The organism is Maribacter chungangensis, from assembly GCF_042676845.1.
GTDB lineage: Bacteria > Bacteroidota > Bacteroidia > Flavobacteriales > Flavobacteriaceae > Maribacter > Maribacter chungangensis.
Window position 1 is genome coordinate 63,044 of the sequence record NZ_JBHTHY010000004.1, and the last position, 12,759, is coordinate 75,802.

Here is a 12,759-nt window from a genome sequence, read left to right on the forward strand (position 1 = left end):
ATGAAGCTTGTTTTTAAGGCTCTTGGTTTTTTGTTTACGCTCCTGTTCGGTCTAGGGGCTGCAGTACAGTATAACGATCCGGATTCCTTGGCATGGATTATCATCTATCTGGGGGCCGCACTGGTTTCATTGTTGTTCGCCTTGGGTAAATTGAATGGTCTTATCCCCTTGGTCGGGGGAGTGCTTTGCGTAGTAGGTTTTGTAATACTCTATCCGTCAGATTTTCAAGGATTTGATTTGGATGATGGAGATATTAAAACGATAGAGCTGGGAAGAGAGGCTTTTGGATTGCTGATTATTGGCTTGGTCTGTTTTCTGTATACGTATAGATTAAGGACAAAATCAAAGGTCTAGGTCAAACTCCTTTCGCAATAGGTCTATTGCCGGATTTTTCTCCCGCAGTTTTTGATATTTCTCCTCGGGTGTAAACGCGAATTTTTTAGCACTTTTTTCGTTTACGGTAATTTGGAGCTGTATAAAATGATTGTTGAGTTTGACCCGCAGGTACTCCATGAGTTCAAAATTCTCTCGTTCTATCTCCTTTTTCATGGTGCCGTTGGGCATTTCGATACAAATAATGACATCGTCCTTTAGTCTTGGAAGATCTACGCTTAAATTGGAAGCCAAAATTTTTTGGCCTTTTGCATCAATTTGGTTTACAAAATCGGACCAATGTTGTCGTAGGATTTCTTCTGTAAAAGGGTCTTTTGGCAGTGCATCCTCATCTATTACGACCTCTATTTTATTAAGTTCGTGCTGTTTTTTTGCTTTTAGACTGGAAATCGATAAACCGGAAACCCTTTTGGTGGGCTTTGTTATATTGATATTCGGGGTAGCTGGTTTTTGAGCTTTTCCTGTTGTGTTTTCCTGCGTTACTGCTGCAACGTTAGTTTCAGGCTCAGGCAACGTTACAGAACCTTCTGTTTGCTGGGATTCCTCTTTTGACGAAAGTTCCTTTTGTGTCTCCGATACAGGTTTTTCGGGTGTTGTGGTTTCAGCAGAGGGAAGGGCAGTAGTTGTTTTTTCAGGTACCGTTTCTTTTACCTCTACCGTTGATGTAGGGTTAACTGGCTTGGTCCCTGTTTTTGGAACGGACGGGATGTTTTGATAAAACGCTGCCGGAGCAATGAAATCGATGGTGTTATTATGTAAAGCTACCGATTCAGGATTTTTTTTTTCTCCATCAAAGTCGATAGAGGCAAGTTTCATTAGGGTGAGTTCTACCAGTAATCGCTGGTTTTTACTCGTTTTATAGTTAAGGTCGCATTCGTTAGCCAAATCAAGGGCTTTGAGCAGGAAACTTGGTGATGTACGTTGTGCTTGGTCGCGATACATTTTTTGGGCGGCTTCCCCAACTTCCAAAAGGGCAATCGTTTCTTGATGCTGACACACCATAAGGTCCCTAAAATGGGAGGCTAATCCGTTTATAAAATGATGGCCGTCAAATCCCAACGCTAAGGTCTCGTTAAACAGCACAAGCGTCTGTGGTATGTTGTGTTGCAGTATAAAATCCGTCACCTTAAAATAGGTGTCATAATCCAATACGTTCAGATTTTCGGTAACCGCTTTCCGCGTAAGTTCTTTACCGGAGAAACTCACGACACGGTCAAAAATGGATAGCGCATCGCGCATGGCGCCATCCGCTTTTTGGGCGATGATGTGCAAGGCATCTTCCTCGGCAACAATGCCTTGGCTTTCCGCGATGTATTTTAAGTATTCAGCAGCGTCTTTTACCGTTATCCTTTTAAAATCAAATATTTGACAGCGAGAAAGGATTGTGGGTATAATCTTATGCTTCTCCGTAGTCGCTAAAATAAATATGGCGTGACTAGGTGGTTCCTCCAAAGTCTTTAAAAAGGCATTAAAGGCATTGGTAGATAACATGTGCACCTCGTCAATAATATAGACTTTGTATTTGCCTACTTGAGGCGGAATCCGAACCTGATCGGTAAGTTCCCGTATTTGGTCTACGCCATTGTTGGATGCCGCATCGAGCTCAAAAATATTAAATGCAAAATCCTCATCGGGATTTTCGGTGCCATCGGAGTTGATTTGTTTAGCCAATATTCTGGCACAGGTAGTTTTGCCAACCCCTCTTGGACCACAAAATAATAAAGCTTGCGCAAGATGATCGTTATTGATCGCGTTTTCCAGGGTATTTGTAATGGCCTGTTGCCCCACAACATCTTTGAATGTTTGCGGTCTATACTTTCTGGCCGATACGATAAATGGTTCCAAATGGGTTTAGTTTTCTCCTATTACAAATATAAAAATAGGAGGGTATTCTTTAGCTAAATTAAAGTGAAGATCATCCTTAGTTATCAACAATTGCAGTACATTTGCCCATAGCAGGTCACCTTATCGCTGCATGCCGAATTTGTGTCGGCATGGAGAGGAAAGTCCGGACACCATAGTGCAGTATAGCGGGTAACGCCCGTCTCCGCCTTACGGCGGAAGGACAAGTGCAACAGAAAGCAAGTACAGTTCGGCTGTAGTGAAATCAGGTAAACTCTATACGGTGAAACGTCATGTAAACCGGTGCTTGAGGGCTGCACGCCCGAGCCGAAGGGTAGGCGGTTAGAGCCTTTGGGCAACCAATGGCCTAGATAAATGATAAGGCGTCCTTGAACCTTGTTCAGGGTATACAGAATCCGGCTTATGGCCTGCTTTTTTTAATGGGATGGCAAATCTGTGATTTGCGTGATCGAACGTGCCTGCCATAGGAAGGTTAGCCCCGTGCTCATGTTTATGGTTTTTTTCTTTGGGGACTATTTCGAGATTGCAAGTATCCGTTTCATTATTGTGTTTATCCAAAGCTGTGATCAAACAATTTTCCTACGAACCTTCTTTCATTTGGCGGAAAACACAAATTTGCTTATAACGGTATCTGTGCTATGGTATCCTTACCGTTTCCAAAATTTATTCCATTTCTGATTATTAAAATAATTAATGATTTTCATCAATAACATAAATAATAATATATGAACTAAAAACCTGAACTTTGTCATGTAAACAAAACAAACTTTATATGGATATTCACGCAGTAAAAAAACAAGACCAGCAAAATTCAACTAATAATGTAGCGGTTAAAGTTGCTGTTGCAAAAGGTGACGGCATAGGCCCTGAAATTATGGATGCCACCCTGAAGATTTTAAATGCTGCTGGAGCACATATAGAGCCCGAATATATAGAACTGGGAGAGCAAGTGTATCTCTCCGGAAATTCTGCCGGTATTGCCAAAGAGACTTGGGAAACCATCAACAGAAACAAGTTAATACTTAAAGCACCTATCACCACGCCCCAGGGCAAGGGCTATAAGAGTTTGAACGTTACACTTAGAAAATCTCTTGGGTTGTTTGCAAACGTTAGACCTGTAACTGCGTTGCACCCGTATGTCCACACCCATTTTCCTAACATGGATGTGGTAGTGATCAGAGAGAACGAAGAAGATTTATACGCCGGTATCGAACATCAACAGACTCAGGATGTAGTGCAGTGCCTAAAATTGATTACAAGACCTGGTTGCGAAAAAATAGTGCGCTATGCTTTTGAATATGCCCGCGTATACGGTCGTAAAAAAGTCACCTGTATGGTGAAGGACAATATCATGAAGCTTACAGATGGTCTTTTCCACCAAGTATTTGACGAGATTGCGGCCGAGTATCCGCAAATATCCAGTGATGCCCAGATTATTGATATCGGTGCCGCCCGTCTGGCCGCTAACCCGGAGAATTATGATGTGGTGGTAACTTCAAACTTATATGGAGATATAGTCTCCGATATTGTTGCCGAGATTGCGGGAAGTGTAGGTATGGCCGGTTCCGCCAATATTGGTACGAACGTGGCCATGTTCGAAGCTATTCATGGTTCCGCACCCGATATTGCGGGAAAGAACATAGCAAACCCCTCTGGTCTGATCAATGCTTCTATATCCATGTTGGCCCATATAGGTCAGACAACAATTGCTGATAAAATTAAAAATGCTTGGTTGGCGGCGATAGAGGATGGCTACCATACTGCGGATATCTACGATGAAAAAATCAGCAAGAAAAAAGTATCTACCTCAGAATTTGCGGATGCGGTTATCTCCAAATTAGACGAAATACCCGAAAAATTACCAGTTAGTAACATGGCCAAGGGTACCGGTACCATCAACATACCGGAGTACAAGCGTAGGATTGAAAAGAAAGTATTGTTGGGTGCCGATATATTTCTTGATTGGAAAGGTTCTGATCCAGAGGAAATAGGACAGGCCTTATCTAATTTGGATCCGTTCAAATTAAAACTTAAAATGATTACCAATCGTGGCGTAAAGGTTTTTCCTGGAGGTATGAAGGAGACCTATTGCACCGATCATTGGCGATGTAGGTTTGTTGCGAAAGATACCATTGTAAATGAAGGTCAGCCTGTATATTCCCCAGTTGATTATGAGCAGATAGTGGCTTTGTTGTCCAAATTGTACAATAAAGGTTTTGACGTGATCAAAACGGAAAATTTATACCAATTTGACGGAAAAAGAGCTTTCTCTTTGGGTCAAGGTGAATAATAGCGAATAAAAGTAAAAGTTAAGTTTGAGTGAGTTTGTTAGCGTTGATTAGAAAAGCCACGTGGAGACGTGGCTTTTTTGTTTATTTAAAACTAGTAGGCTAGCCTTTACAACGATAATCGGTTAACCTGCTGTATGAATAATTGCAAAGCAAAATATGATCTAATACCATTTTAAGTTTTGAATGTGGTATTGAAAATTTGAATTATTTTTTTCTCAGTTTAGGACTGAAATCCACGCATAGCATTAGCTATGGTTCTATTTTATGACGACAATTGAGTAAAAAAGAAACTTGTGTTATACGACATCTAGAATTTAAATTGGTATAACAGGGGCAAATAAACTATTTTTCACCTGGTCAAGGTCGTTATATGCCGAGGTTTTTTCTTTCGTAGATATGCTGTTATTAATGGGAAAAAAATCCGTTCCAAAAAACAAAATTGACCGTCGACTACGAAACATTAGTAGCTGTATTCCGGTACCTTTCCTTTTACACCTTTAAAAAATGTTTCGTAGGTTTTAAAATCCGATTCTTGGTCTTCGGTAGGAAAATGTGGTGGAGAAACTTTTATTTGTTTGTTGCCAAAATCAAAAGCCACCATAACAATCGGAACATTCGCCGCTTTTGCAATAAAGTAGAATCCGGTTTTCCATTGGGTCACTTTTTTTCTTGTACCTTCGGGAGCAATGGTGAGTCTAAACGTATCCCTTTCTTTAAAAATTTTCGCTATGGCCGTTACGGTATCGCTAGATTTGCTCCGGTCTATAGGAGCGCCACCGGTCCATTTAAAAAACCAACCGAACGGGGAATCAAAAAGACTTTTTTTGCCAATGTAGTTTATTTGTTCCTGCCATATTTTTCGCACAAGCAAGCCTAATATAAAATCCCACCAACTGGTGTGTGGTACCACAATGATCACACATTTTTTTACATCGGACGGAAAATCGCCTACCAAGGACCACTTTAATAGGTTGAAATATATAAATTTAGCTATGCGGTGCATGCGTTTCGTTTTAGTCGTAAGCATGGGGCTACTTACGGTTTTACAACTACGTAATTATATTTTTTTATAGATCGATGTAAGCTTTTCCGGGGTAATAACTTTTTTCCAGTGCTCCCCTAGGGCATTTTCCCAAAGGGGTTCCATACCCATCGCTACGGCCACCATCTTGTCGAGTTCAGCGTCGCTCAGATGACTGCAAACACTTTTTGGAAGTGTTATTTGATTTTTATGCATCATTTTGTTGAACAGTGCCACCCCATCCGGATAAAACTCTTCTAAATGTTGGAAAACCAAGCAATTGCCAATACCATGTTTTACGCCTAAAAGAAAGCCCAGACCATAGCTTAGGGCATGTGCGACGCCAACTTGGGAGTAAGCGATGCTCATACCGCCGTGCCATGAAGCCATCATTAATTTATCGCGTGATTCTTTTTCAGGGAGATTGCCAAGGAATACTTCTTTGCAAAGATCCAGTGCTTTTTCCCCATAGCTTTGGCTAAAAGCGTTTAGAAAAGTACCCTCCAGCGATTCTATACAATGAATGAAACAATCCATTCCTGTGTAAAACCATTGTTCTTTAGATACCCCTTTGGTAAGCTCGGGGTCCAATATTACCTGATCAAACGTTGTAAAATCCGAGTTAATGCCTAGTTTTTTATCCGGACCTAAAAGAACCGTAGTTCTAGATACTTCCGCCCCTGTTCCGCTTACTGTTGGTATGCCAACATGGTAAACGGCCTTTTTGCGTACTAGGTCCCATCCTTGATAGTCTGCCGCGCTCCCTGTATTGGTCAATAAGATGGATACGGCTTTGGAAAGGTCCAAAAGGGTGCCACCACCAATGCCTACTATACCGGAAGGTAGTTCCTGGAAGTTTGCCTTGATCATCGAAACCAAGGCATTCACCTGCGATGTACTGGGTTCTTCATCTGCGGAAACAAAAATAAGTTGATCACAGAATATACTTGGAATTCGTTGGGCAAGTTCGGTTCCTTCAAAAACATCATCGACCAAATAAACGATAGGGGCTTCGGAATGTTTTCTTTTTGGCATTAGAATATCGCCCAATTGGTCAAAGCTTCCATTTCCAAAAACCACCCTGGGGACCATAGGGAAATTACGATACTTTTCTGATGCTTTAGTAGGTATGTTCTTCAATCTTCTTTCTTTTTTTATCTCCATTAGAATGGCTTATAGGTAAGCTAGGATATCGGTTAGCTTTTGAACTGTGATATATCCCGATGTTTTTTTTGGGGCAGTTACCTGCTCATGTTTCCAAGTGGTATGAAAAGGGACATGGACCGCACTTGCTCCAATATGTACCAAAGGTAATACGTCTGACTTTAAGGAGTTGCCGATCATCAAAAATTCCTTCGTGGAAATTTCTAAATGCGCTAGCAAGTCTTGGTAATTTTTTTCTTTTTTGTCACTCAATACTTCTACATGATGAAAATAATCGGACAGGTTGGAACGTACTAGTTTACGTTCTTGATCCAATAAATCACCTTTGGTAAGAACGATCAATCTATAGTTTCCGTTCAATTTTTTTAATACATCTTCCACACCTTCCAAAACGACTACCGGCTTTGCGATCATTTCTTTGCCTATTTTCAATAGCTTGGCAAGTGTAGTTTGGGGAATTTCATTGTTCGATAGTTCCAAAGCGGACTCTATCATAGATAACATAAAGCCCTTTATCCCATAGCCATAGAGATCCAAGTTTTTCATGACCATTTTGAACAGCTCCTGATCTATCTTGTTTTTGGTTTCGTAGGGCTCTAAAAGTTCGGCAAAACGTTCCTCTGCCTCCCTAAAGTATGTTTCGTTGACCCAAAGGGTATCATCGGCATCAAAACCTATGACTTTTATCGCCTTAAAATCTATTTCCATGCCGCTTGTGCTTTTTCCAGATCTTCCGGTGTGTCTATTTCAATTCCGGAAACAGAGGTTTCCACCATTTTAATCTTTTTCCCGTATTCTAGATACCTGATGGCCTCAATTTTTTCGGTAGCCTCCAAAGGCAGCATGGGGAGTCTTTGGAAATCCATTAAGGCACTTTTGCGAAAGGCATAAATTCCTTTGTGTTTGTAATAAACGGTGCCTGCCTCTTTAGCCCTTGGGAAGGGAATGGGTGCACGCGAAAAGTAAAGGGCAAAATTTCTGTTATCCACAATTACTTTTACCGTATTGGGATTGTTGATTTCGTCTTCATCGGTAATCTTCACCATTAAGGAGGCAAGGTCTATTTCCTTGGTCACATCGTTCTTAAAAACGGCCAGGACACTGGCCAGGCTTTCACGATCGGTAAAGGGTTCGTCGCCTTGAACGTTTACAATGATATCTACATCCATGTCGGTAACCGCCTCTGCAATACGATCGCTGCCGCATTCGTGTTCCTTTTTGCTCATTAGGGCCAAACCACCTATGCTTGTGATGGTATCGTAAATTACCGGACTGTCGGTAACCACATAAACTGCATGGAACAATCCGGTATGGACCGCAGCTTCGTACGTGCGTACAATGACTGGTTTTCCCGATAGATCTTGCATCAATTTTGCAGGAAATCTAGAGGCTGCGTACCGTGCGGGAATCATGGCGATAATTTTCACTTGTTTTGTTGATTTAGTTGTTGATAAACTACTCTTTGATATTGTCATCTTTTTTTGGCACTGCGTATCTCCTGGATTATGACCATTGTCGATGACTCATTTTTTGCTTAAAGGTTGAAACCCACCAAGCGATTTACAGTTACTTTAATTATTAGTATTATCGATTTTGTTTCTGCTTACTAAGGTATTGTCTTGTCGTACCCAAAGAATAACCTGTATACTGTATTAACTGGACTGGAATTTCAACACATTAAAGATATAAGGATTTACAAATCATAATGGTTTGGTTTATCGAGATGCTCATGCCCGTTTGTTGTTGTTAGGCCTAAAGCTTCTATAAATCCTAAAAATAAGTACTAAAATAATAATTACTAAAACTGCGGCCAATATAGGCGCAAAAATTGAGGCGGCGGTCACAACAACCGCTGTTCCCGTTTCTACGGTGGCCAATACCGGATTTGCCAAGCCGCCGGTGGTTGTAGAGGAAGCAAGTCGTCCTGTTGCTCCCGCACCCTTTATGGCAGTAGCTGTTCCACCACCTGCAATGATCGCCAATGACCATGTAACTACTGGGTCCAAACCGGCAACCGTGGATACCATTACGGCAGTACCCGCTATAGCTGCCAAGGGAATTGCGATACTGTCCAATAGATTATCTACCCAAGGAATAAAATAGGCAAAAACTTCAATAACGGTCGCCACTCCCAAAGTTAGCAATGCTGCCAGACTTCCTACCCATTGCCAATTTTCGTTCAGTTCCCAAGTGCCAAAATAGGCCGCCAGGCTCAAGGCAAAAAGAGGCAGGAACACCCTAAATCCAACCGACGCCGCCAAGCCGACCCCCAAAAATAAACTCAACATGGTCTCCGTTGTCATTCTCTAATTTAATGTTAACCTTTTTAAAAGCGTGTACTTGTAGCCTTACTAGATCAAAAAACATACCATTTTTATGTTGAGGCCTAGCACTAAAATAACCTTTTCCTATTCAACAAAAAAATCGTTCTTAAAACCGATAAGATATAATTTTTCTTTTGCGCGTGTAACTGCGGTGTACAGCCATCTTAAGTACTCCTTATCTATACCGTTCGGTAAATAGGGTTGCTCTACGAATACAGTGTTCCATTGGCCACCTTGACTTTTATGGCATGTTATTGCGTAAGAAAATTTTACTTGAAGAGCATTAAAATATTTGTTATTCTTAACACCAAGGAATTTTTTGTATTTGGAACTTTCATGAGCGTAATCTTTCATCACTTCTTGGTATAGCTTATTCCCCTCTTCGTAAGATAGGGATGGGGATTCTGCTTTAATGGTATCTAATAGCAGAACGGTTTCGAAAGGGGCCATATTGAGGTAATCTACCATTTGTACCTTCACTTCGGCAAATTTAAATCCGTATATATCTTTGAAGTTGAAAATCTCTAAAATTTCAATGATATCGCCATTGGCAATAAAGCCCGCCTCCGAGTTGGGTTTTAGCCAGAAATAATTATTTTTCACGACCATCATAAAATCGCCCGTTGCTAAATCGTTCTCTAAAAATAGGATACGTTCGCGAATACTAAGGTTATAAAGATTTGCCCTTTTGTTGGAACGTACAATAAAGGCGGTTTCTTCTTTTCCGTTTCGAGAATAGGATTCATCAATAGCTTCTTGGATTTCGTGTCCGTCAATTAGTCTAACAATATCCGTGTACGGAAGAACATCAAACTTAAAAGTTTCAAAAAACTCACCTTGTAATTGTTCTCGCAAAAGTGTGGCGTTCACTAGTATGCCGGAGTCCTCTGCTTGCCGAACTACTTCGTCCAATTCTAGCCTAATTACTTCTTTGTTGTAATTTAAAGATAATGTGTCGGCATTTAACGCGGGACTTAGGCTCAAGTGTACTGGAGGTAATTGCGCTGTATCACCTATCAATACTAGTTTACAATTATGGCCGGAATAAACGAACATCATTAAATCGTCCAGTAAGGAGCCATTGTCAAAAAGTTTGGAATCCGCTGCCCTGTCCGGTATCATGGAGGCTTCATCTACAATAAACAAGGTATCGCGATGTTTGTTGGGTGCTAACACGAATTGCACACCTCCACCTCCTTGTTTTTTTGGAAAGTAAATTTTTCTGTGAATGGTAAAGGCCTGGGTTTTGGAGTAGTTGGACATTACCTTGGCAGCACGCCCGGTGGGAGCCATTAAAACAGCTTTCATCCGCGACTTCCACAAACTATTCACAACGGTTCCGATCAGCGTAGTTTTTCCGGTTCCCGCAAAGCCCTTTAGTAGAAAAACTTCATTCTTTTCCTTTGATAATACAAAGGATGCCACCTTTTCTAAAGCTATTTGTTGTTTTAACGTTGGCTCATGTGGAAACTTTGAAATTAACTCCTTATAATACGCGGCTGGTGTAAGTTGTTTCATGCAAGGTCAAAGATAAAGATGATTTTTTCCGCAAAAACTTTTCTCATTAAAAAAAAATTGTAGATTTGTTGGAACCACTAAATTAAATTAACACTTAACGAAATGAAGACCATTATTCAAATTGTACTTTGGATTGCTTGTATCGGGTTAGGGTACCTTATCTACAATTCGGTTACCGGACCTATTGAATTTAAAAAAGTTAAAGTTGAACGATTTGGCAAAGTCGTTGCCAAGTTAAAGGACATTAGGAACTCCCAAGAGGCCTATAAAACCGTTAACGGTAATTATGCCAAGGATTTCAATAGCCTTATCAAATTCATAGACACGGGCAGCTATGTGATTACGCAGCAGCGTGATTCTTCTTTTATGGAGTTTGATAAAGCATATCAAATTGATATGTTGAAGGAAGTGAAGATTATAGACACTTTAGGTTTTGTTTCCGTAAAAGATTCGCTTTTTAGAAAAGATACCAGATACAAAAGCCTTATGGACATACCTGGGGCTCCAAACGGGGAAAAGATAACCATGAACGCTGGCTTTGTAGAAAAGAGCGGATATAGGGCACCTGTTTTCGAAGCTAAAGTAGCAAAGAGTATTTTGCTGAGTGACCAGCCTAAGGATTTGGTTTCAAGAGAAAATGTACAAATGAGTGTGGAAGAAGTGAACGGAGCGTATATTCAAGTAGGTTCTATGGATGAAGTAAGTACCAGTGGAAATTGGCCACCTATATATGACAAAAAAGAGAAAAAACAATAGCTCCGATATTCCGGATAAAAGTTTTCAGAAATTGTCCATTCAAGTTAGCTTGAATGGACTTTCTTTTTGTGTGGCCGATACGGTATCGCACAAAATCGTTTATTCGGACTATTTGGTTTTTCCCGAAGAACTTAATATTGTAGCCGTACAGGACCAACTAGACAAGCTCGTAAAGAAACACCAATTACACCAAAAACAATTTGATCACGTTACGGTAGTGCATAGAAATACCTTGTTCGGTCTTGTACCGAAAGCACTTTTTGATGCTAATTCACTTTCGGATTACCTAAAATTCAATACGCGCATCTTCCCTACGGATTCCTTGGCCTATGATGAGTTGGAACATCAAGATATCATAAATGTTTATGTTCCTTACGCAAACATCAATAACTATATATATGATATTTTTGGGGAATTTACTTTTTTTCACAACGGAACAATTTTAATACAGTCGTTATTGAACGGTTATGGGAACCAGAAAGATACAATCTGTTATGCTCATGTTAGCAAAAACCAATTGGACATTTGTGTTGTAGCCCATAAAAACCTCTTGCTGTACAATAGTTTTTTATACGAGACCAAGGAAGATTTTGCCTACTATCTTTTGTTTGTGCTAGAGCAGTTGGAGTTGGACAATGACCAAGTGCCTGTAAAGTTGTTCGGGGCAATTGAGGAAGACCATGCTGTATTTAAGCTCTGCCGTAAGTATATAAAGAAGATTATAATTTTTACACCTTCTTCCCCCCAGTATTTGCAGTTGGGCGAGCCGGAAGGACCACGCATAGACTTTACCGTTTTAAATACCTTATAAATGCGCATAATATCTGGGAAACACAAAGGAAGGCGACTGATCGCACCAAGGCACTTGCCCGTGCGCCCTACGAAGGATATGGCCAAAGAGGCTTTGTTCAATATTTTGAACAATCGTTATTATTTTCCTGATATAAAGGTGTTAGACCTTTTTTCCGGTACGGGCAATATAAGCTTTGAGTTCGCCTCTAGGGGAGTAGCCACGGTAACCGCCGTGGATAAAGAGCTTGGATGTGTAAACTATATAGAAAGCATTTCTAAGGAACTGGATTTGGGAATACATGCGATAAAAAACGATGTCTTTTCCTTTTTAGCCAAAAGTACCATAAAATACGATGTTATTTTTTCCGACCCATTTTACGATATGGAGGAAGCGGAATTTGCTAAAATTCCTGAACTAATATTTGACAAGGATTTACTTCTGGAAGATGGGGTGTTGATAATAGAGCATTCCAAGCGTACCAATTTAGCCCAATTGCCCAACTTTATCGAAGAGCGAAAGTATGGCGGAAGTGCATTTAGTTTTTTTGGGAATTAACTTCTCAATAGCCTTATAGATTGTGCAGGTTCTTAGAGCAGGGTATAATACTATTTATCCTACCTGCGCTCAATACGCTAC

Annotated in this window: 12 protein-coding genes and 1 other RNA gene; 6 read left to right on the forward strand and 7 right to left on the reverse strand. The window is 40.5% G+C overall.

Translation table 11 applies throughout. From position 1 onward, the window contains the following. Entirely contained in the window at positions 1–354 is a 354-nt protein-coding gene (locus tag ACFQZJ_RS06545; RefSeq protein WP_379933228.1) for a transmembrane 220 family protein, read from the forward strand. Here ACFQZJ_RS06545 and ACFQZJ_RS06550 read toward each other — a convergent pair. Continuing rightward, positions 343–2,238 carry a DNA polymerase III subunit gamma/tau gene (locus ACFQZJ_RS06550; RefSeq protein ID WP_379933229.1) on the reverse strand — a complete coding sequence of 632 codons (1,896 nt, stop codon included), beginning with the start codon at positions 2,236–2,238 and terminating at the stop codon, positions 343–345. The genes ACFQZJ_RS06545 and ACFQZJ_RS06550 overlap by 12 nt on opposite strands. Positions 2,239–2,345: 107 nt before the next feature. On the opposite strand from ACFQZJ_RS06550, the gene rnpB reads away from it, so the two are divergent. Continuing rightward, positions 2,346–2,674: RNase P RNA component class A (rnpB, locus tag ACFQZJ_RS06555), an RNA gene on the forward strand. A 354-nt stretch (positions 2,675–3,028) separates the two neighbouring features. Further along, positions 3,029–4,546: an NADP-dependent isocitrate dehydrogenase gene (locus tag ACFQZJ_RS06560; RefSeq protein WP_379933230.1), complete on the forward strand. Its 1,518-nt coding sequence runs from the start codon at positions 3,029–3,031 to the stop codon at positions 4,544–4,546. A 461-nt stretch (positions 4,547–5,007) separates the two neighbouring features. Here ACFQZJ_RS06560 and ACFQZJ_RS06565 read toward each other — a convergent pair whose 3' ends face one another. From ACFQZJ_RS06565 to ACFQZJ_RS06590, 6 genes are all read right to left on the reverse strand, one after another. Continuing rightward, complete coding sequence (locus tag ACFQZJ_RS06565; RefSeq protein WP_379933232.1) at positions 5,008–5,550, reverse strand: 1-acyl-sn-glycerol-3-phosphate acyltransferase; 543 nt, start codon at positions 5,548–5,550, stop codon at positions 5,008–5,010. A 54-nt stretch (positions 5,551–5,604) separates the two neighbouring features. Then, entirely contained in the window at positions 5,605–6,732 is a 1,128-nt protein-coding gene (locus ACFQZJ_RS06570) for an iron-containing alcohol dehydrogenase family protein (RefSeq protein WP_379933234.1), read from the reverse strand. Between the two features lie 9 nt (positions 6,733–6,741). After that, positions 6,742–7,440 (reverse strand): HAD family hydrolase, encoded by a 699-nt coding sequence (locus tag ACFQZJ_RS06575; protein WP_379933236.1) that lies wholly within the window; start codon positions 7,438–7,440, stop codon positions 6,742–6,744. Next, positions 7,431–8,144, reverse strand: a complete 714-nt coding sequence (gene kdsB / locus ACFQZJ_RS06580) for a 3-deoxy-manno-octulosonate cytidylyltransferase (protein WP_379933553.1) — start codon at positions 8,142–8,144, stop codon at positions 7,431–7,433. The genes ACFQZJ_RS06575 and kdsB overlap by 10 nt, the downstream gene beginning before the upstream one ends. A 315-nt stretch (positions 8,145–8,459) precedes the next feature. Further along, positions 8,460–9,035 carry a DUF4126 domain-containing protein gene (locus ACFQZJ_RS06585; protein WP_379933237.1) on the reverse strand — a complete coding sequence of 192 codons (576 nt, stop codon included), beginning with the start codon at positions 9,033–9,035 and terminating at the stop codon, positions 8,460–8,462. Between the two features lie 105 nt (positions 9,036–9,140). After that, positions 9,141–10,574, reverse strand: a complete 1,434-nt coding sequence (locus ACFQZJ_RS06590) for an ATP-dependent DNA helicase (protein WP_379933239.1) — start codon at positions 10,572–10,574, stop codon at positions 9,141–9,143. Between the two features lie 102 nt (positions 10,575–10,676). Here ACFQZJ_RS06590 and ACFQZJ_RS06595 point away from each other — a divergent pair, with 102 nt between their 5' ends. The 3 genes from ACFQZJ_RS06595 to ACFQZJ_RS06605 are packed head-to-tail and all read left to right on the forward strand — an operon-like array spanning position 10,677 to position 12,678. After that, positions 10,677–11,330, forward strand: a complete 654-nt coding sequence (locus tag ACFQZJ_RS06595) for a hypothetical protein (protein WP_379933241.1) — start codon at positions 10,677–10,679, stop codon at positions 11,328–11,330. Continuing rightward, positions 11,305–12,141, forward strand: coding sequence for a DUF3822 family protein (locus ACFQZJ_RS06600; protein WP_379933242.1), 837 nt, complete (start codon positions 11,305–11,307; stop codon positions 12,139–12,141). The genes ACFQZJ_RS06595 and ACFQZJ_RS06600 overlap by 26 nt, the downstream gene beginning before the upstream one ends. Beyond that, on the forward strand, positions 12,142–12,678 hold the full coding sequence (locus ACFQZJ_RS06605; RefSeq protein WP_379933244.1) for an RsmD family RNA methyltransferase: 537 nt from the start codon (positions 12,142–12,144) through the stop codon (positions 12,676–12,678). Positions 12,679–12,759 lie beyond the last annotated feature (81 nt).

Coding starts and splice junctions, on each gene's coding strand:
- ACFQZJ_RS06570 (WP_379933234.1), bottom strand. CDS start 6,732: ATGGAGATAAAAAAAGAAAGAAGATTGAAGAACATACCTACTAAAGCA.
- ACFQZJ_RS06585 (WP_379933237.1), bottom strand. CDS start 9,035: ATGACAACGGAGACCATGTTGAGTTTATTTTTGGGGGTCGGCTTGGCG.
- ACFQZJ_RS06595 (WP_379933241.1), top strand. CDS start 10,677: ATGAAGACCATTATTCAAATTGTACTTTGGATTGCTTGTATCGGGTTA.
- kdsB (WP_379933553.1), bottom strand. CDS start 8,144: ATGATTCCCGCACGGTACGCAGCCTCTAGATTTCCTGCAAAATTGATG.
- ACFQZJ_RS06545 (WP_379933228.1), top strand. CDS start 1: ATGAAGCTTGTTTTTAAGGCTCTTGGTTTTTTGTTTACGCTCCTGTTC.
- ACFQZJ_RS06590 (WP_379933239.1), bottom strand. CDS start 10,574: ATGAAACAACTTACACCAGCCGCGTATTATAAGGAGTTAATTTCAAAG.
- ACFQZJ_RS06600 (WP_379933242.1), top strand. CDS start 11,305: ATGACAAAAAAGAGAAAAAACAATAGCTCCGATATTCCGGATAAAAGT.
- ACFQZJ_RS06560 (WP_379933230.1), top strand. CDS start 3,029: ATGGATATTCACGCAGTAAAAAAACAAGACCAGCAAAATTCAACTAAT.
- ACFQZJ_RS06575 (WP_379933236.1), bottom strand. CDS start 7,440: ATGGAAATAGATTTTAAGGCGATAAAAGTCATAGGTTTTGATGCCGAT.
- ACFQZJ_RS06565 (WP_379933232.1), bottom strand. CDS start 5,550: ATGCACCGCATAGCTAAATTTATATATTTCAACCTATTAAAGTGGTCC.
- ACFQZJ_RS06605 (WP_379933244.1), top strand. CDS start 12,142: ATGCGCATAATATCTGGGAAACACAAAGGAAGGCGACTGATCGCACCA.